Origin of the sequence: Erythrobacter sp. Dej080120_24, from assembly GCF_036322605.1 — a bacterium.
In the GTDB taxonomy this organism is placed as follows: Bacteria; Pseudomonadota; Alphaproteobacteria; order Sphingomonadales; family Sphingomonadaceae; genus Erythrobacter; species Erythrobacter aurantius.
Genome location: NZ_AP027262.1, coordinates 1,507,220 through 1,526,986 on the forward strand (window position 1 = coordinate 1,507,220; position 19,767 = coordinate 1,526,986).

Annotated in this window: 15 protein-coding genes and 1 tRNA gene; 4 read left to right on the forward strand and 12 right to left on the reverse strand. The window is 63.2% G+C overall.

What is annotated here, in order from left to right:
* Positions 1–49 precede the first annotated feature (49 nt).
* The 8 genes from AABA34_RS07165 to infA form a co-directional block, all read right to left on the reverse strand.
* A complete protein-coding gene (locus AABA34_RS07165; RefSeq protein WP_338304515.1) occupies positions 50–2,917 on the reverse strand; it encodes a M16 family metallopeptidase in 2,868 nt (955 codons plus the stop codon).
* Positions 2,918–3,017: 100 nt separating this feature from the next.
* Positions 3,018–5,075 (reverse strand): DUF3857 domain-containing protein, encoded by a 2,058-nt coding sequence (locus AABA34_RS07170; RefSeq protein ID WP_338304516.1) that lies wholly within the window; start codon positions 5,073–5,075, stop codon positions 3,018–3,020.
* Positions 5,076–5,198: 123 nt separating this feature from the next.
* Complete coding sequence (gene purC / locus AABA34_RS07175) at positions 5,199–6,002, reverse strand: phosphoribosylaminoimidazolesuccinocarboxamide synthase (protein WP_338304517.1); 804 nt, start codon at positions 6,000–6,002, stop codon at positions 5,199–5,201.
* A gap of 25 nt (positions 6,003–6,027) precedes the next feature.
* A tRNA-Phe gene (locus AABA34_RS07180) sits at positions 6,028–6,102 on the reverse strand.
* Between the two features lie 113 nt (positions 6,103–6,215).
* A complete protein-coding gene (locus AABA34_RS07185; protein WP_084155581.1) occupies positions 6,216–6,410 on the reverse strand; it encodes a DNA gyrase inhibitor YacG in 195 nt (64 codons plus the stop codon).
* Positions 6,407–7,402, reverse strand: a complete 996-nt coding sequence (locus tag AABA34_RS07190) for a ribonuclease (RefSeq protein WP_338304518.1) — start codon at positions 7,400–7,402, stop codon at positions 6,407–6,409. Before AABA34_RS07190 ends, AABA34_RS07185 begins: the two co-directional genes overlap by 4 nt.
* A complete protein-coding gene (locus AABA34_RS07195; RefSeq protein ID WP_338304519.1) occupies positions 7,395–7,967 on the reverse strand; it encodes a Maf family protein in 573 nt (190 codons plus the stop codon). The genes AABA34_RS07190 and AABA34_RS07195 overlap by 8 nt, the downstream gene beginning before the upstream one ends.
* Positions 7,968–7,979: 12 nt before the next feature.
* Positions 7,980–8,225: a translation initiation factor IF-1 gene (infA, locus tag AABA34_RS07200; protein ID WP_007163491.1), complete on the reverse strand. Its 246-nt coding sequence runs from the start codon at positions 8,223–8,225 to the stop codon at positions 7,980–7,982.
* A gap of 244 nt (positions 8,226–8,469) precedes the next feature.
* On the opposite strand from infA, the gene AABA34_RS07205 reads away from it, so the two are divergent.
* Positions 8,470–11,709: a hypothetical protein gene (locus tag AABA34_RS07205; protein ID WP_338304521.1), complete on the forward strand. Its 3,240-nt coding sequence runs from the start codon at positions 8,470–8,472 to the stop codon at positions 11,707–11,709.
* Positions 11,710–11,722: 13 nt separating this feature from the next.
* Here the strand turns inward: AABA34_RS07205 and AABA34_RS07210 are convergent, their stop codons facing one another.
* From AABA34_RS07210 to AABA34_RS07220, 3 genes are all read right to left on the reverse strand, one after another.
* Positions 11,723–12,562: an esterase/lipase family protein gene (locus tag AABA34_RS07210; RefSeq protein WP_338304522.1), complete on the reverse strand. Its 840-nt coding sequence runs from the start codon at positions 12,560–12,562 to the stop codon at positions 11,723–11,725.
* The gene (locus AABA34_RS07215; RefSeq protein WP_338304523.1) at positions 12,562–14,166 is read right to left on the reverse strand and encodes a WS/DGAT/MGAT family O-acyltransferase; all 1,605 of its coding nucleotides are present in this window, start codon (positions 14,164–14,166) and stop codon (positions 12,562–12,564) included. The genes AABA34_RS07210 and AABA34_RS07215 overlap by 1 nt, the downstream gene beginning before the upstream one ends.
* A 133-nt stretch (positions 14,167–14,299) precedes the next feature.
* A complete protein-coding gene (locus tag AABA34_RS07220) occupies positions 14,300–15,487 on the reverse strand; it encodes an NAD(P)/FAD-dependent oxidoreductase (RefSeq protein ID WP_445083766.1) in 1,188 nt (395 codons plus the stop codon).
* A 53-nt stretch (positions 15,488–15,540) separates the two neighbouring features.
* On the opposite strand from AABA34_RS07220, the gene uvrC reads away from it, so the two are divergent.
* Positions 15,541–17,484 (forward strand): excinuclease ABC subunit UvrC, encoded by a 1,944-nt coding sequence (gene uvrC / locus AABA34_RS07225; RefSeq protein WP_338304525.1) that lies wholly within the window; start codon positions 15,541–15,543, stop codon positions 17,482–17,484.
* A gap of 9 nt (positions 17,485–17,493) precedes the next feature.
* Positions 17,494–18,318, forward strand: a complete 825-nt coding sequence (locus AABA34_RS07230) for a hypothetical protein (protein ID WP_338304526.1) — start codon at positions 17,494–17,496, stop codon at positions 18,316–18,318.
* 87 nt (positions 18,319–18,405) lie between these two features.
* On the opposite strand, the gene AABA34_RS07235 is transcribed toward AABA34_RS07230, so the two are convergent.
* On the reverse strand, positions 18,406–18,684 hold the full coding sequence (locus AABA34_RS07235) for a hypothetical protein (RefSeq protein ID WP_338304527.1): 279 nt from the start codon (positions 18,682–18,684) through the stop codon (positions 18,406–18,408).
* Between the two features lie 261 nt (positions 18,685–18,945).
* Between AABA34_RS07235 and AABA34_RS07240 the strand changes: the two genes are divergently transcribed.
* A complete protein-coding gene (locus AABA34_RS07240; RefSeq protein ID WP_338304528.1) occupies positions 18,946–19,629 on the forward strand; it encodes a DUF6445 family protein in 684 nt (227 codons plus the stop codon).
* The last annotated feature ends 138 nt before the right edge of the window (positions 19,630–19,767 follow it).

A 19,767-nucleotide genomic window follows, 5' to 3' on the forward strand; every position in this document is an offset into this window, starting at 1 on the left:
GCCGACGGGAGGCGACCTGTCGGCCCTTTCTTATTGCCAGAAGTGCGGCCTAGCCATCTTCGGGCAAGACCACGATTTCCACCGCTTCGCCCGGCACGAGATATTGCAGGGCTTCGGCTTGCAATTCCTCTGCTGTGATCGCGCGCAGCATGTCGGGCGCGACGAACCAGCGTTCGAGCCGGTCTGGCTGGCTTTGCGCGCGGTCGGCAAGGTTCATCCATCCGCCCGGTGATTTGAGCGCATTGTCATAGGCTTCGAGCAAGGGCTTGCGCGCGCGTTCCAGCACGTCCGCATCGACCGGGGCGGCCCGCAGATCGGCGATCAGCTTGTCCATCGCGGCGCGGGTCGCCTCGACTTCGGCGACATCCACCGACGCGCTGAGCATGAAGGTGCCGTACCCACGATAAATCCGGCTCATGCCGCTCGATGCGCGGGGGGAATAGGCCTGCCCCAATTCTTCGCGCAGGCGATCGGTCAGTTCGAGCTGCACCACGCGCGCCAGCAGGTTGACGCGCATGGTTTCGCCGTGATCGCTGTCATCGGTTGTGGGCCAGATCAACCGTACCAGCGCCTGATCATCCTCGCCCTGATGGCGCAGCACATGCTGCGTGCGGTCTTTGGTGAAGGTTCGCTGGCGCGCTTCCTCACGCGGGAGGAAATCGGCCTCGCGCGGGGGCAGGGCGCCCAGCGTCCCGGCAACCGCGGCTATTGCGGCGTCCTCGTCGAAATCGCCCACCAGAGCCACTTCGATTGCGCCCTGTTCGAGCCGGTCCGAGATTGCGGCGCGCAATTGATCGAAATCGAGCGCTTCGAATGTCTCGCGCGGTTGCAGGCTGAAGCGCGGATCATTGTCGGACAGGATCGCGCCCGCTGCAGTGGAATAGGCGCGGCCCGGCGTCGAATTGAGCGTTTCGAAGAAATTGGCGATGCCGCGGCGGAACTGCTCGATCCCCTCCTGCCGGTATCCGGGATCGGTAAGCCCGGCAGTCGCCAGTTGCAGCTGCAATTCCAGATCGCGCGGGGTCGTGCCTCCGATCGCGGTAAAGGCATCGCCATTGCTGGCAATGCGCCAGCCGACGCTGCGCCCGGCAAGGATCGTCTGCAATTCGTCGCTGCTGTGCGCGCCGAGCCCACCCGAAGGCATTGTGCTGACAAGATAGGTCTTGAGCGGATCGTCCACGGTGTTGAGCAGATCGCCACCGTCGAGCGCGATATGGAACACGATCTGGTCCTTGCGGATATCGGTCGCCTTGAGCGTCAGGCGCACGCCATTGGCAAAGGTGATGTAGCGGAAGCCAAGCCGTTCCTCGCGCGTGTCGGAAACCACCACGCCCGGTTCGCCAAAGTCACCGTAGGCGAATTCGACCGTTCCGGTGTCCTCGGGCTGGGCGATCGGCAGAGCCATGCCTTCGGCAAAGGCGGCGCGCAGCGCGTCCTCTCCGCCGTCGGGCGCGGTGCGGCCCTGAAACCGGATCAGCGGATTATCGAGTGGCGCAGCATCGGCCTTGAGCGCGGCCAGTATGCGTTCAGGCGTGAAATCCGCCTGCATCGCCTCGAACTGGGCGAGTTGGTAGCTCGCCTCTGTCGGGATGCGTTCGCTGCTCACCAACGCCAAAGCAGCCCCGGCAAGCGCCTGATTGTTGCGCGTCGCTTCGCCTTCGACCCGGTTTTCAAGGGCGGTGCGGATATTGGCGAGCTGTTCGTTCAGTTCGGCCTGGGTAAAGCCATAGGTCAGCGCCTGATTGAGCTCGCGCGTCGCCGCCAGAACGCCCTTGCGCCATTCGCCATCCTCGCTCGATATCGAAAGCGTGGTGCTGCGCGCGTCTTCAAAGATGTCGCCGCTGGAGAAACGGGCGCTGCGGAAGGGTGCTTCTTCACCGCGGGCAAGGCGGGCGAGGCGACGGTTGATGATGCCGTATCCGATGGCACGCAGCGATCCTTCGCGGCGGTTTGCCTCGGTATCAGGCAGGTCCTGCCACGGGGCGAGCCGGTAGATCGAAACGCTCTCTGACAGGGCGGGATCAAGGTAGATGTCTGTCTCCCCGCTGCGGGTTACATCGACCGGGCCGGTTTCCGGTTCCACCGGGGCAGGGGCGGCCTGCCAGTCGGAAAAGCGCGCGCGCAGGGCGGCTTCCATCACCTCGACCGGATAATCCCCGATGATGACCAGCACGGTGTTGGCGGGAGTGTAGGTGCGTTCGTACAGCGCCCTGATCTGCGCGGCGGTGGCGGTTTCCAGCACCTCCAGCGTGCCGATCGGCAGGCGTTCACGGAATCGTGCGTCTGGCGCGGTGAATTCGAAACTGTCCTCCTGCGCGCGCTGGGCATAGCCGCGCCGGTCGCGCCTTTCGGCGAGGATCACGCCGCGTTCGCGCTCCACCGCGTCCTCGGCAATGGTCAGCTCGCTCGCGGTTTCCCGCATCAGCATCAGCGCGGTGCCGAGCAGTTCTTCGTCATTGCGCGGCAGGTTGAGCATGTAGGTGATGGCATCAAAGCCGGTTGAGGCATTGGTGTCCGCACCAAAGGCCAGCCCTTCGCGCTCCAGCAACGACACCATCTCGCCTTCTGGGATGTTCTTCGACCCGTTGAAGGCCATGTGCTCTAGATAGTGCGACAGCCCGCGTTCGGTGTCGGTTTCGTCGAGCGATCCTGAATCGATCCGCATCCGCACCACCGCTGTGCCTTCGGGCGTGGCGTTCTGGCGCAGGATGTAGCGCATGCCGTTGTCGAGCCGCCCGAACACGAAGCCCGGATCGACCGGCACGTCGCTTTCCTCGAACGCCCAGAGCGGTTCGCTGGACGCCGCTTGTTCGGTCTGCGGGCTTTCCTGCGCGGCGAGGCCCTGTGTTAGGGCGATGTTGGGGAGGGCGAGCAGCAGGCCGGCGGCAATCGCGGCGGTCGGTCGGAAATGTCTCATCACCGCCTTTGCTGCCCGATGGGGCGGTCAATCACAAGAATATTCAGGCATTTCGCCGGTGATCGGGCCGTCATCGTCCAGCACGATGCGGGTGAAGAGATCACCCCGCCAGCACGTCCGGCGGCAGGCACGGCGGGTTTTCGCCCGTCCAGTCGATCTCATAGGTCGCCGGAACCTGTCTCAACCTGCCATATCGAGTGCCCATGCCGGACGGATCATACGACAGGACAGCCATCGAATTGTCGAAATTGGCGAGCCTGCCGTTGTCACGCTCGGCCTTCTGCACCGAGATTTCCTGTTGTTCGACGCGGCTGCCGCGAACCATGCGCAGCGTGCGATCATCGCGCAGTTCCATCATGCGATAGAAGTTGCGACCATAGATCAGCGTGTCGATCGTGGAGTTGAACCCCCAGTTCTTAAGGTCCGTCCCGCCGGGCAGACGCACTGTCGTCGCATAGCAGGTGTAGATCGGGTTCTGGTAGAACGGGATATCGCCACTTTCGCCATCGCTTCGCTGGCGCCGCTCGGGCGGGTAGAATCCGCCGCCCGGCAGGATCAGATCATAAGCGCCGCCGCCTTCCTCATCCCAATCGACCGGACCGGTGCCGGTGATCGTCAGGATGCTCGCCTGCGTTCGTTTGTCGAAGCGATAGGCGATGCTTTCGATAGTGTCCCATTCCGCGCTGCCTTCCAGCCGCGAGCGCAGCGCCGCCTCAAGCTGGTTTGCCGGGACCCCGGACAATTGCAGATATTGCTGCAAACCCGCGATCCCGCGCGCCATCGTGGTGCTGACCCGCCGCGCGGGCGCGTCGAAACCGGCGCGTGCATCGATTTCGATCAGGCCCATTTCCTGCGGCAGATCGAACACCCGATCAGGCAGCCGCTCGAGCCCGCTCCCCGCTTCAGTCAGCGGCAGCACCCATTGGTACGGCAGGAAAGGATCGGTTCGCCCGTCGATCACCGCAGGCAGCGTCCCGTCGAGGAAGTAGTCCTTTCCGCCAATCTTCGCGCGCACGATGATGTGATCGAAATGGCCGGGGTTGGGCAGCTTTGTGTCTAGCCCGTCAGTTGGCACGCTGTTGTTGACGAGCACCCCCTGCGCCTCGATCCCCATCGCATCCAGCAGCGCCAGCAGCAGCGCCGTCTTGCCCTTGCAGTCGCCATAGCGGCGGGTCCACGTCTCATCCGCGCTTGCGGGAGTGTAATTGCCGCCATTCAGGCCGATGTAGATGTAGCGGATCTGTTGCTGAACGAGTTCGAGTGCGGCCTGAGCGCGGTCGAGATCACTGTCATGGCTTTCGGCGATGATCGCGGCCTCTTCTCGCAGAGGCGAATCCTGGGCGAGCGTCGCGGCGTCGGCATAGAGCGCATGAAAGCGGCCCGACACCGCTTCCCAGTTGTCGAAATCGGAGAATTCGAGAATCCGCGTCCAAGAGTATCGCGGCGGGGCGTTGCGCGGCGGGGTGACGATGCCCGGGTTTTCGAAATCGAGCGAGATCGCATTGCCTGTGCGGCTGGCGACTGCGCCGAAATCCTCGGTCATCCGGACTTGCGGTTCCTGCCCGTCCTCCCACGAAAGCCGGAGCGAGAAGCGGCCCGGAGGCGGTGCATCGCCCAGGAACAGCACGCCATGGCTGATGTCGCGCAGCGTGGGATCGTGAAGGGGCACGGTGTAGGCGATTTCCAGATCGTCGCCGACGCGCAGGTCGGGCACCTGCAGCACGGCGGTGAGAGTGCCCGTCAGCATCGCCTGTTCAAGCTGGTCTTCGCGCCGGAGAATTTCGAACGAGGTCTGGCCAAGCACGTCGATCTCGCGCGGGCCGCGCCGGATTTTGAGGCTGTGCACCACTGCGCGGCCCGCTGCCGGGTTCCAGCTGATCGCGATGTTTCCTGCCTGCAGCGCTTGCGGCTGGAGGATGCGGATCACCTGGCTCTGGTAGGAATAGTGGCCTTCCTGCGTCAGATGCGCGATCGTGTCCTGGCTGCGATAGAACACCAGCCCCTGCACATCCTCGGGAACGGGCAATGGCTCGGAGGTCGTTACCCATCCGGGTGCCGGCTCGATCGCGATTTCGCTGTTATCGGCAAGCGCCGGTTCCATTGCCGCGAAAGCCACGCTGGCGGCCATCAGCCGACCGGCGGATCGGATGCGATTCATTGATGCTCCCCATTGCTGCGGCGACAAACCCGGCAATGGGGCGCGCGTCGCAATCCGGTGCATTCTTGCACAAACGGCGCGTCGATCAAGCACTTGCAGCGGGCAAACCACCCGCAATCGGCGCTATTTCTTGATAGGAGGGGCACCGCGCAGCCGTGAGCGGTGGTGCGACATGTCGAACACTTCGCCCGGGCCGTTGTCTTCGCCCTGAAGCAGGCCGAGTCGCCGTGCGACTTCGCGATAGGCCTCTTCCTCGCCACCCAGATCGCGGCGGAAACGATCCTTGTCGAGCTTTTCGCCGCTGGCCATGTCCCAAAGGCGGCAGCCATCCGGGCTGATTTCGTCAGCCAGGATCACGCGGCTGTAATCGCCATCGAACAGGCGCCCGAATTCCAGCTTGAAATCAATCAGGCGGATATCGATCGCGGCGAACATCCCGCACATGAAATCATTGATGCGGATCGCCATCGAGGAAATGTCGTGCATTTCTTCGTTGCTGGCCCAGTTGAAACAGGCGATGTGCTCTTCCGCGATCAGAGGATCACCCAGCGCGTCGTCCTTGAAATAATATTCGATCAGCGTGTGCGGCAGCGGTTCGCCTTCTTCGAGGCCCAGCCGCTTGCAAATCGACCCGGCGGCGACATTGCGCACCACGACTTCGATCGGGATGATTTCGACCTGCCGAATCAGCTGCTCGCGCATGTTGAGGCGGCGGATGAAGTGCGTCGGGATGCCGATGTGCGAAAGGCGGGTGAAGACGTGCTCGCTGATGCGATTGTTGATCACGCCCTTGCCATTGATGGTGCCTTTCTTTTCCGCGTTGAACGCGGTGGCATCATCCTTGAAGTACTGGATCAACGTGCCCGGTTCAGGACCCTCGTAGAGGATCTTGGCCTTGCCTTCGTAAATTTGGCGACGACGGGACATGCACGAAACCCCCAATTGCAGCGAATGGTGCCCGGGGGCGGATTTGAACCACCGACACGCGGATTTTCAATCCGCTGCTCTACCCCTGAGCTACCCGGGCATTCGCTGCGGCGTCGGGGTTATAGCGCATTGCGCTTGCCCCGGCGAGCAAATGAGAGCGGCCCTATGGCGAAGCTGGGCGGGGTTGGCAAGAGGGGAATCGAAGCTTTTGGACTATTCCTGCCGATCCCGGCCATCACCCCACTCGTTGGCGGCGATGTCTTCGGGGTTCACCGGCTCTCCGGGCAGGGCGTATCCGTCGCCAAACCACTGCGCGAGATCGCGGTCCTTGCACCGTTGCGAGCAAAACGGGGTGAAGTCTTCGCTGCGTGGCTTCTTGCAGATGGGGCAGGGGCGTTGCTTTGTCATCGTGGAACAAGCTGGGCGTGGGGCGCTTCCAATGCAAGGCCGGGATCGGTTTCGATCCGTACATCACGGCCCGTCCTGCGGCGCAATTCTTCGAGCCATTCTGGCCTGATCTTCGCCTTGAGCGCGGGGTGGACCCTGACGAGCGTGATGCCCGGCCCTTCGACCATTTCCGCCCGCCGCATCGCGAGCCGCGCCGCCGCGCCGACCCGATGCCGGGAAATCCGCTGGAGCAGCGATGGCTGGCCCATGCGGGCGATAATCTGGACAAAGCCGAACCCGTTCATCGCGGTGCGTTCATGCGACCAGTCGGCCAACAGTGTCGCCAGCTTGTCGTCCACCGCCTTGCGATCCGATTTGTCGAGCGTGGGGAAATCGATGCCGATGTTGCCGCCGATGTTCATCCGCGCAAGCGTGCGCGCCAGCACCGGAAGCCCGTTGAAATAGAGCGCTTCGAAATGATCGTTCAGATCGACATCGATCAGCGTCATTGCCGGGGTGTCAGACAGGATCAGCGCGCCGCCCGAAAAGCTGACATCGCCGCTCCACGCCTCGCTCCACAATTCTTCCCAGCAGCCGTTGTCGGGAAAACGGCGGACGATCCGCGCTGTGCCGCCATCCGATGCGATCTGTTCGGCAAGGCTGGGGGCGGGGCGCAAGTCGCCTTCGCTATAGACCGCCTGTGCCAGCTTCAGCCGACCGCGTTCGGCCAGCGATTCGCGGGTGACTTCGACCCGCACTTTCGCGCCTTCGCTGGTATCCCGCGGCAGGCGGGCAGCGTGGGCAAGCTCGCCATTGGCGAAGCGCACCGTTCCCCGGCGGCGCTGGCCCGCGTGGGGCTTGAGTTCGATAACTGTCGCATCCTCGACCTGACCGAGGGTGATGCCGCCGGGCCAGTGCAGCCGGCCCGCGACAATCGTGTCGCCATCGAGCAGGATCGCGCGGCTTTCTCCGATCCCTTCCTCAATCAGCCACTCAGGCGCGCTGTCAGCCAATGGCGAAACTCGCCGATTTGAGCAGCGCGCGCGTTTCATACAGCGGCAGGCCCATAACGCCTGAATGGCTGCCCTTGATCCATTGCACCAGCCCTTCGGCCGCGCCCTGGATCGCGTATCCGCCCGCCTTGCCTTGCCATTCGCCGCTGGCGAGATAGGCGGCGATTTCCTCGTCAGAGAGGTTCTTGAAGCGGACGACGTTCTCGTTAAGCCGCTCGCGCACAGTTCCGTCGGGCATGCGCAGCACCACGCTGGACATAACCACATGCCGCCGCCCCGAAAGCAGTTTCAGGCAGGCGCGGGCCTCGGCTTCATCTTCGGTCTTTGGCAGGATGCGGCGTCCAGCGGCGACCACTGTGTCGCCCGCCAGCACAAATCCGGGAGCGTCCACCGCAAGCGCCTTCTCCCGCCCCATGCGCAGGGCATAGTCGCGTGGCCGCTCGTCCTTCAGCGGGGTTTCGTCGATATCGGCGGGGGTTACCGCATCGGGTTCCAGCCCCAGCCGCGCGAGCAGGTCCCGCCGTCGCGGGCTTGCCGATGCCAATGTCAGGTGAAGCGCGCCCATCAGCGCGTCAGACTATTGCGGGCCGGGACCGCCGCGGCCCGGCATGAAGCGATAGGTGATGCGCGCCTTCGTCAGATCGTAAGGCGTCAGTTCGCAAAGCACCTCGTCACCCACCAGCACGCGGATGCGGTTCTTGCGCATCTTGCCTGCGGTATGGCCCAGCACTTCATGGCCGTTTTCAAGTTCTACCCGGAACATCGCATTGGGCAGCAGCTCGACGACGCGCCCGCGCATTTCGAGAAGTTCTTCCTTGGCCATGTAATTCCTTAGCTGATTGCCTGATGAGGTTGGTTGCATTCGAACGACGTTCGTCGGTCTGGGCGCGCCATTTAGCGATGGTGAGAACAAAAGGGAAGCCTCGTGCGTTAGTGGGCCAGACCAAGCGCGCGGGAACACGCGGGAACATATGGCATCCGCGCGCGTCCTCATTACGTTCATACTGTTGCAAGCCGATACAATTCAGGTGCTTGCCCGATACTGGTGAAAGCTCAAAAGGGCCTCAATGATCCGTAATCCCCTCTTCCGGCCCGCCTTGCTGGCGGGTGTTGGTTTTGCCGCCCTGACGGCGCAGCCTGCATTCGCGTCCGAGAACGCGAATGAAAACAACGCGCCCCAGCAAACGGTGCAGGAGCCTGTGTCGGCCCAGACCGGCGCGCCCGATGACGAGGTGATCGACACCGGCGGCGCGGGGATCGTCGTGCGCGCCCAGCGGCTGCGCGGACAGCTTGATGTCGAACAGGCTCCCTTGCTCGAACTGGCCGAAGCCGACATCGCGGCGGAGGGCGTCACCTCCGTTGCCGATCTGATCACGCAGATCACCGCTCAGACGGGTTCTTCGCGCGGTCGCGGCGGTGGCGGGCAGCCGGTGATCCTGATCAACGGCATCCGCGTCGGCTCTTTCCGCGAATTCGCCAATTACCCGCCCGAAGCTCTCGCACGGGTCGAGGTGTTTCCCGAGGAAGTGGCGCAACGTTTCGGATTTCCGCCCGATCGCCGCGTGATCAATCTGGTCTTGAAGGAAAATTACCGCAATACGGAGGTCGAATTCGAATTCGAAGGGCCGTCGCGCGGAGGCTTTCACCGGCGCGAACAGGAAGTCGGGTTTCTCCAGATTGCCGATGGCGCGCGCATCAATGCCAATTTCACCGCGCAGGACACGTCGTTCCTGACCGAAGACGAACGCGACATCATCCAGACACCGGGTTCGGTATCCGATGTGGCCGGCGATCCGGCGCAAGCGCAGTTCCGCAGCCTTGTTGCCGACAGCCGCTCGCTCGACGGCAATCTCAGCTGGGCAAAGGCGATCATCGACAGCGGCATCTCGCTGTCCGCCAATGCCAGCTATGAACGCAACGATCGCCGCACCTTGCAGGGGCTCAACACCGTCCTGCTTACCAATGCCAATGGCGACAGCGCGCTGCGGGTCTTCGGCGAGGATAACCCGCTCGAAGTGCGCACTTCGGAAGATGCCTTCCGCGCTTCGGGATCGCTGACGAAGCCGATCAACGCCTTCCGCCTGACCAGCACATTTGATGCCGGATATTCCGAAAACACGCAGGAATTCGACCGCCGTCTTGATACCAGCGGACTGCAGGCCGATGCGCTGGCCGGGACGCTGGCGATCGACGGCACGCTGCCGACTTCGGCGGAAGCCGGGTTCGACACCGCGCGCACCCGTTCCACCAATGCGACCACACTCACGACCTTGCAGGGGCCGCTTGCCAATCTGCCGGGCGGTGAAGTGCTTGCGACTTTCGATGTCGGGTACGACTGGACCAATCTCAAGACTTCCGACACCCGCAACAACCTGCCAGTCGACCTGACGCGCGGCGATTTGTCGACGGGCGTCAATCTGGTGGTGCCGATCACCAGCCGACGCAACGGGTTTGCAGATGCGCTGGGCAGCTTCACGTTGAATGCACAGCTTGGCCTCAATCGCCTGTCGGATTTCGGCACTCTGGGTGATTACACCGTCGGGCTGAACTGGTCGCCTTTCGACAATCTCGATCTGTCGGTGAATTACATCGAACGCGAAGTCGCCCCCGGCCTGCGCACTCTGGGCGATCCGGAAGTCGAATTCCTCAACACTCCGGTGTTCGACTTCGTCAATGGCGAAACCGTGCTGGCGACGGTGGTGACAGGCGGCAATCCCAATCTGCTCGCGGAAACCCAGCGCGACTGGAAATTCGCGGTCAATTGGGAACTGCCGTTCTGGGAAGGCACCCGTTTCGGGGTCGAATACATTCGCAACCGCTCTGACGATGTGACGCGCGGTTTCCCGACGATCACTTCCGAAATCGAAGCCGCTTTTCCGGATCGCATCCGGCGCGATGCCGACGGGCGCCTGACCTTCATTGATCGCCGCGCGGTGACCTTTGCCGAGGAACGCGCCGAACGGATCAATTTCAGCCTGAACTTCCGTGGCTCGATTGGCGCAGGCGAGCAGGGCGGACGCTTTGGCGGCGGTCGCCCCGGTGGCGGCGGCGGTGGCGGCGGGCGTCCGGGCGGCGAGGCTCCGGCACCGGCCGAGCCGACGACAGCCCCTGCCGAAGCGCCTGCAACTCTTGCCCGTGGCGGCCCGCCGAGCGAGGAGCAGCGCGCCGCCTTCATGCAATTCCGCGAACGGATTTGCGCCGATGACGGTATGGAAGTGCTGATGCGCCTAATCGAGGCGGTGGAGAATGGCGAAGACCTGTCCTCTATCGTCCCCGGTTTCGATGCGCAGCGGTTCCAGCGTCTGCTGGCGCAGGCGCGCGACGAGAACGGCAATATTGATCCTGAGCGTGTCGCTGCTTTCCGTACCCGGATTTGCAGCTTTGACCCTGCCACGATGGGCGGCGGGCGGCGCGGCGGTGCGCCCGATGGCGAAGGTGCTCCCCCTTCCGGAAGGCCGGGTGGTGCTCCGGGTGGACGGCCTGCAGGGCCGATGGGCGAAGGTTTCGCCGCGTTCCGCGCCATCGCTTGCGGCGAAGACGGCGAGGCGCGCATCCGCGCTCTGATAGCCCGCATCGACGCCGGCGAGGACGTGTCCGACGAACTGCCCGGCTTCGATCCCAACATGGCCGGTTTCATCCTTGATCGGCTGCGCGGCGACGATGGCCAGATTTCGGCCGAACGCATTGCCGGAATGCGCGCGCGTTTCTGTTCGAGCGAAGGCGGCCAGCAAGCTGGCGGCGCTCAGGATGGAGGCCAGGGCGGTCCACCGCAGGGGGCAGGCGGCCCTCCGGCTGGCGGGTTCAACCCGCTGGCGCAGCGCAGCTTCCGCGGCTTCCGCTATTTCGTCTCGCTCAACCACACGATCGAGCTGGAAAACGAGATCCTGATCGCGCCGGGCCTTGCTCCCATCAATCAGCTTGACGGTCAGGGCACGGGTGCATTCGGCTTCCCGCGGCATTCCTCGCGGCTCGAAGCGGGGATTTTCGGTGCCGGGGTCGGGATGCGTCTGTCAGGCCGCTACACCGGCGAAACCCGGCTTGCTGGGTCGGGGCTGCCCGGATCGAGCGACCTGTTCTTCGGCGATCTGGCGACATTCGACATCCGGATTTTCACCGAAGTCGGTCAGCTGGTGGGCAAGAACGAAGGCGCGCTCAAGAACCTGCGCATTTCGCTCCGGGCAGACAATCTGTTCGATGCCCAGCGCCGCGTGACTGACCAGAACGGCGACACACCGCTGAATTACCAGCCGTTACTGATCGATCCGGTTGGCCGATACCTCGGCCTCGATATACGCAAGTTGTTCTGACGGGCTGAAAACCTCAAAAAACCAGCTTGGGGAACAACAGCTTGTGGCGGGGCTGCGGCTCGAACGGTGACCAGTCACCTTCGGGCTGGGCCAACCTGTCCGCCAGCGCGATCATCACCGATGGGTTCACGCCAAGCCCACAATGGCTGGCGTAGACCACGATGTTTTCGCTGGGGTGGCCGTTGGTCTTCTTCGGGTCCTGCACGCTGCCGCGCCAGTGGACAATGCCGTCGGTCTTGGTCAGCACCGAAGTCGTCGGCACCGGCGGCGCGATGTCGAGCCCCCGGAATTGCCCGTCGCGGATATTCTCCGGTTCGTCCCCGTTGAAGAATTTGAACAGCCGCGCCGCGCTGGTGTGGTTGCGATCATCGCTGATCGGACTGCCGAGGCTGATCACCAGCCGCACCTTTTCCGGCTGAAGCTTGGCCAGTTCGCGCGCCAGCACGCCGCCAAGGCTCCATCCGACCAGTGAAACCGGCCTGCCGCTTTGGGTGTAGAGCCGGTCAAGCTGCGTCTCCAGCTTGTCGATCAGTTCCTCGTTCACGCGCACATTGCGGCCCGAATCCCAGCCATGCGCGTCATAGCCCAGTTCTGACAGCAGGCCGCGCATCGGGCGGGTGGAATTGTTGGTCGCCATGAAACCGGGCAGCGTCAGCACCGAATGGCCATCGCCCTTGGGCAAGGTCGAAAGCATCCCGCGCACCGCGTAGAAAGAGGCGAATTCGAACATCGCCCGGCCTTCGGTGTAGGTCCAGAACCGGTTGGGCGGGGTGGGGATGTGCTTGGGGATCTCGCGCGCCGCTTCGCCTTCGTTCAGGACGAGGCTGCCCCGTGGTGGTGCCATGCTTGCCATTATGCGCTCTCCTTGGGGCTCTTGCTTGTCGTTCTCTTCGTGGCCGGGCGCGGGGCCCGTTTGGCCGGAGGTTTAGCTTTTGCCGCCGGTTTTTTCGCTGCGGGTTTCTTGGCGGCGGGTTTTCGGGCCGTGGGCTTCTTGGCTGCCGGTTTACTCGCGGGAGCCTTGGTCGCACCTGCTTCCAGCGCCTTCGCCGCCGCCAGCATGTCGTCAAAACTGTCCTGCAGGCACTGCGAATAGAATTCCGGATCGGGCATGATGTCGCGGCAGGCGGTGAAGCTGATGTAGGCTTCATCGACATAGCTTTGCACCACATGGGCAAGGCCCAGCCCGTCCGTCAGGCAGATCAGCGACAGCGCCATACTTTCAAGCCGCGCGCCCGATGAATAGATGTGGATCGGCGGGCCGGGCACATTCGTCACCACCGTGTTGAACGGCATGGCAAGCCGATGGGCAAGGCTGACCCGGCTGAACAATTGCGCACCCAATGCCATGTAAAGCAGCGGGTTGACCTTGCTCACTTCCGTCATGGTGCGCGCGCCCAGCGCGTTCGTCATCGCCTTTGAATTGCTGGTCTGGCGATAGACGTATTCAAGCCGTTCCTTGGGGTCGGAAAGGTGCGAACCGAGCGGGGCGATCATTGCCGCCACCTGATTGCCCATGTCGCCTTTCTCTTCGCCCGAACGCACAGAAATCGGCGCCATCGCCGTCATCGTCGTCTTGGGCAGATCACCCTTGGCGGTCAGATATTTGTTGAGCGCGCCGCCCACCACCGCCAGCGCTACGTCGTTCACTTTCGCTTCGGGAAGCAGCGCGCGGATCGCCTTCATATCGGCAAGCGGGAAGGTCCGGCCCTCGACCACGCGATGCGGCGAGATCGAGCGGTTGAAGCGGGTGCGCGGCGGGACGAGATCGGTCGTCAGCTTGAAATCGCGCGTCACCAGCCCGCGGATCGCCTTGGCAATGCCGGGCACGGTCTGCGCCGCGACCTGCGCCTGTTTCAGCGGATTGAGCAGCGTGTTGAAATAGCTCTTGCCCAGCAGTTCGACCGCGCTCGGAATTTTTTCCGGTTTCCAGTTGTCGGGCTGGTTGGGAGGGGCGGTGCTGGGGGTGATGGTGTGCAGCGCCTCCATCAGGTCAATCCCGCTCATCCCGTCAATCGCGGCATGATGCACTTTGGTGACAAAGGCAAAGCAACCCTTGGGATAGCCGCGGACGTTATCCAGCCCTTCGACCACGGTGAATTCCCATGGTGGCCGATCCAGATCGAGCGGGCGGGCATGAATGCGCGCGGCCTGAATGCAGAGCTGCCGCCAATCGCCCGGCTTGGGCAGGGCGACATGGCGCACGTGATATTCGAGATCGAAATTGGGGTCTTCGATCCAGTACGGATAATCAAGATCGAACGGCACCCGCACCAGCCGCTGACGCATGGTGCGCGACAATTGCATGCGGCTTTCGATGAAGCCCAGAATGTCCTTGAAACGCACGAACCCTTCCGGCGCGGTCGCCGGATTGTAGATCAGCACACTGCCGATGTGCATCGGCGAATTGGGCGATTCCAGCGCAACGAACGAGGAATCCATGCCCTGCAACTGGCGCAAAGGGCTCTCCTTGCAAACATCCCCATGATTGGCCCGTTTTCGGGCTATGGCACGGACGTAAGGATGTTTCAGTGCGGTTACAACCTGACGCAAGCGTAAGTGTTGCGCTTGTCACAATTGCCGTGAAAGAAAATTATCCGGCGATTGCTTCTCCGCAGGCGACGCCGCTGGCCCAGGCCCATTGGAAATTGTAGCCGCCCAGCCAACCCGTCACATCCACCGCCTCGCCGATGGCATACAGGCCGGGCACCTTCTTTGCCTCCATCGAGCGGCTGGAAAGCTCGTCGGTGGAAATGCCGCCGATGGTGACTTCGGCCTTGGCAAAGCCTTCGGTTCCGCTGGGGGTAAAGCGCCAGTCGGCAAGCTGCGCTGCGGCAGCGCGCAGGTCCTTGTCAGCGACATTGCCCAGTTCGCGCTCAATCCCCAGCCTTTCGGCCAGCGCATCGGCCAGCCGATCGGGCAGATGGTCGCGCAGCGCGCTGCGGACGGTTGCGCGCGGGCGTTCGCGTTTGAGGTCGAGCAGCCAGTCGGCATCGGCCTGTGGCAGGAATGTGATCCCGACTTCCTGACCGTGACGCCAGTAAGAGGAAACCTGCAGGATCGCCGGGCCGGACAGGCCCTTGTGCGTGAACAGCGCCGCCTCATCGAAGCTGGCCTTGCCCGCGCGCGCACGAACCGGGGCCGAAACGCCCGAGAGTTCGCGGAACAGCACATCCTCTCCGCCAAGGGTCAGCGGGACAAGCGCAGGGCGCGGCTCCACCACTTTCAGCCCGAATTGCCGGGCAAGGTCATAGGCAAAGCCGGTTGCGCCCATCTTCGGGATCGACGGGCCGCCGGTGGCAATCACCAATGCAGGGGCGGTGTAGCTTTCCCCGCTTGCCATGACGGCGAAATCGTCTCCGTCCTTCACGACCACGCTGACATCGGCGTCGCAGATAACCTCGACACTGTCCGGGCATTCGTCGAGCAGCATCTCAACGATCTGTTTCGCTGAGCCGTCGCAGAACAATTGCCCCAGCGTCTTTTCGTGCCAGGCGATGCCGTGCCGGTCGACCAGTTCGATGAAGTCCTGCGGTGTGTACCGGGCGAGCGCGCTCTTGGCGAAATGCGGGTTGGCAGACAGGTAATTAGCCGGGCCGGCATCGACATTGGTGAAATTGCAGCGACCACCGCCCGAAATCAGGATTTTCTTCCCCGGCTTTTCAGCCTTTTCCAGTACCGCGACTTTCAGCCCGTGCTGCCCTGCGCGCGCCGCACACATCAGGCCCGCCGCGCCCGCGCCAAGAATGATGACTTCAAATTTCTTCACGCGACGGGCCATAGAACCGCCCACGCGCATTGCCAATCGCGCCGCATCGTCCCTATCTGTGCGCCATGTCGCGGACCGAAGCAGGCGCACCCCACGATCCCAGAGGAGCCGGGCGTTTCAACGAGGAACGCGCGGCCTATACGGTTGCCTCGGCCCAGCCCAATCTCGAAGCGGGGGTGGAGGCGATCCGCGAGGTGGTGCGGACGCTAAAGCCTGTTCCCGGTGTTTACCGCATGCTCGATGCGCGGGGCGATGTGCTGTATGTCGGCAAAGCCCGCAGTCTTAAGGCGCGGGTGGCCAATTACACCCAGATCGCGGGGCTGACGAACCGGCTGCAACGCATGGTGTCGCAATGCCGCGCGATGGAAATCGTCACCACCAATTCCGAGGCCGAGGCGCTGCTGCTCGAAGCGCAATTCATCAAGCGGTTTCGCCCGCCGTTCAACGTGCTGCTGCGCGATGACAAGAGCTTTCCCTTCATCTTGTTGCGCGCCGACCACGCCTTTCCCCGCATCCACAAACATCGCGGGGCGCGCCGGGCAAAGGGCAATTACTACGGCCCCTTTGCCAGTGCGGGCAGCGTCAACACCACGTTGAACGCGCTTCAGAAGCTGTTCCTGCTGCGAAGCTGCACTGACAGTTTCTTCAACAATCGCGACCGGCCCTGCCTGCTGTACCAGATCAAACGGTGTTCGGCGCCCTGCGTCGGACGGATCAACGAAACCGACTACGATGCGCTGGTGGCTCAGGCGAAGGATTTCCTCGCGGGGAAATCTGGCGCGGTTCAGGCCGATCTTGAAAAGCAGATGGCCGCCGCCGCCGAAGCGCTGGATTTCGAAACCGCCGCGATCCTGCGCGACCGGCTGCGCGCGGCGACATTCATCCAGGGCAGTCAGGCGATCAATGCGGCGGGGCTGGGCGATGCCGATGTCTTCGCGCTGGCGGCCAAAGGCGGGCACATCGGGGTGCAGGCCTTCTTCATTCGCGGCGGGCAGAACTGGGGGCACCGCGCCTTCTTCCCCAGCCACACAAAGGATGTGGACGAGGAACAGGTGCTCGCCGATGTGATGCTGCAATTCTACGAGGAAGTGCCGCCGCCGCCCACTGTGCTGGTGGACCGCGAATTGCCCGAGCGCGAATTGATCGAGGCGGCGCTGGGGGAACTGGCGGGGCGGAAGGTGCAGGTATCGATCCCGCAGCGCGGCGACCGGCGCAAACTGTTGGCGCAGGCCAGCCGCAATGCGGTGGAGGCGCTCGAAAGGCGGCTGGCGGAAACGGGGACCAAGGCGAAAATCCACCGTGAGCTGGCCGAATTCCTCGAACTGGGCGAAGTGCCGCAGCGGATCGAGGTTTACGACAACTCGCACATCCAGGGCGCAAAGGCGGTGGGTGCGATGGTGGTCGCCAGCCCCGAAGGTTTCGAGAAATCGCAATACCGCAAGTTCAACATCAAGACCGCGCAGACCAATGACGATTTCGCCATGATGCGCGAAGTGATGGAGCGGCGTTTCTCGCGCGCGATGGCGGAAGACCCCGACCGCGAAAAGGCGGGCGTATGGCCCGATCTGGTGCTGGTCGACGGGGGCAAGGGGCAGCTTTCCAGCGTGATGGAGGTGCTGGGCGAGCTCGGCATTGAGGATCTGCCCGTCATCGGCATCGCCAAGGGGCCTCATCACGGGCGCGAAGGGCGCGAGGTGTTCCACTTCCCCGATGGGCGCGAAAAGACGCTGCCGATCAATTCGCCCGTGTTGTTCTACGCCCAGAACCTGCGTGACGAGGTGCACCGCTATGTCATCGGCGCGCACCGGGCGAAACGTTCAAAGGCGATCACCGCCAGCCCGCTCGATGAAATCCCCGGCATCGGCCCCGCCAGAAAGCGCGCGCTGTTGCTGCATTTCGGCACCGCGAGCAAGGTGCGCGCCGCCGCGCTTGAAGACCTGAAGCGCGCACCCGGTGTCAGCGCCAAGGTCGCGCAGCAGGTTTACGATTTTTACCACGCTGGCGGCTAATATGGCGGCATGGACCAGTTCACTTTCGCCATGGTTTCAATGTTCGGGGTGCCCTTTGCGCTGATCGGACTTGTGCTGCTGGCGCATCGTCTGACGCCGAAATCGATCTGGTTCAGCGCCCCGGTGCAGCTTGTCGCCACGGCTGCGGTTCTTGGCGCCATCGCCGCGCCTGTCGCGATTGCCCAGTTCGACAGTCAGGGCGATTATTTCGACGATGAAGCCGCGCTAGTCAGCGAAGCTTTCGCCCTTCCGGCCGGGGTCAAGGTCGACCGTCAGCGAGATCGCACGCTGCGGCTGGGTGATTGCTGGCGCAATGCGGTGAACTGGCGATCCGAGGTGGAGTTTGCCTCACCTCAAGCGTTTGACCGCTGGTACGCAGCGCAAGGGTATCGCGAGCCGCTGGTGGACCAGATCGCGGGCTATTTCGGTGTCCCGCCCGAAAACATCAGCATCGCCGACGGCGCGCTCGATTTGCGGGATCGTGATGCTAGCTATCAACTGAGCGATGCGAACGGCTCCTATGCGCGCAACACTCGTATCTTCGAATTCTATGAGCCGTTTGTATGCGCCGCGATCGAGCGTGACGCGGCAGGCTCTCTTGCGCTGAGGCGCTGCGATCCGCTGGCTGCGAAGGCGGACATCGGCAGCGCAGGCTGGGTAATCATCAATCCGAGCACGAAAGAGCGGAGGCTGGAAGGGCGCATCTATTACGCGCAAGGGCCGGCCCATTGCACCAATCCGCTGCGTCGCGCGGCGAACAAGGCGCTGGGCCTGCCGCATCCCGAAGGTGGGAAGCCGAACACCAATGTCGGCGGGAACATGCCGATCTGGTGATCGCAGCGGTTTACGGATGACGCAAAAAGGGGCCGGAGGTCGCGCGCCCCGGCCCCTTCTCGCCCCCAAAACTGCGGTTGTGGTGCCTTACCGCAGGTTCTTGATGCACTGCCCTTGATTGCGGGCACCGACCAGATCGAGGAGGTCGAGGTCTTTGAGGACCTTGCAGATCGAATGTGCATCAACATCCTTGAAAATGTTGACACAGGTGCCGACGCTGACACCCAGTTGTTCGGCCAGCCCGCTGTTGCAGGCTTGCGCTACGGCTGAATTGCCGCCGGGTGCAGCCTGTGCGGCGGTCGGAACAACGGCCATGCCCGATACGGCCAAGGCCAATGGTGCTGCGTATGCCAGAAGCTTTTTCATGATTTCTCTCCCAATGGTTGCGGAGCGGCCTTTTGCGCTCTCTCATTGCGAGCCCGAATGACTGGAAAGATGACTTATGGTTTCCCCTACGTAAACCCTCCTACGACCGGCTGATGCGCAAGCCCTTGAGAAGGCGGGCCTTGCGCGATTTCGGCCCGCCAGCGGGTTTGAAACATTCGCAATGCCCGCGATAATGAGATGTCGCGACTCGGACCCGCCGATCGCCAATGCGCGGTGCTGCACCGGCCAAAGGAGAGCCAAGTGATCAACCTTCCCGAAGCGCGGGTGACGGTGCAGGCCATCGGCCAAGAGCGTGAGCCGGTTGTCATCATCGACAACTTTACCGGCCAGCCCGAACGTCTGCGGGCGATGGGAGAGGGGGCGCATTATTATCCTGCCGGGGTCGATTATCCGGGCCGCCGCGCGCCGGCCGATCCGTCCTATCTCGATTTGCGCCGCGACCTGATGATGCAGGTGATGGCGCGGGTGTTCGGCCTCACGCGCGGGGTGCAGTGCGAAGTGGCTGCCTTCTCCATCGTCTCGCTCGCGCCGGGCCAGCTTTCGCCGCGCCAGCGGATACCGCATCACGACCACTCCGATGCGGGGCGGGTGGCGATCATGCATTATCTCGACGGGCCGGAAAGCGGCGGCACTGCCTTTTACCGTCATCGCCGCACCGGGTTTGAAGCGATCACGCCCGACCGAGAAGCCGCCTATGCCGCCGCGCTGGAGGAAGACGAGCGCGAATTCGGCCCTCCACCTGTCGTCTATCCGACGCAAAGCGAAAGGTTCGAGCAGATCGGCGCCGTCGAAGCGCGGGTTGACCGGCTGGCACTGTATCGCGGGCGGCAACTGCATTCCGGAATCATCCCCGATCCGCAGGCGCTGAGCGAGGACCCGGCCAAAGGGCGGCTCACGGTCAACATGTTCCTTTTCGGCAGCTGACGCGCACTCCATGGCTTCCATGGGGTTAATCGGGTTCTGCGTAATCGAAGTGAAGTCGCTGCTTGTGATTTCGCAATAGCGCAAGCTTATCCCGGTAGGCGTAAAAACCTGTTTTAAAACAGAATTGGGTCGCTGATA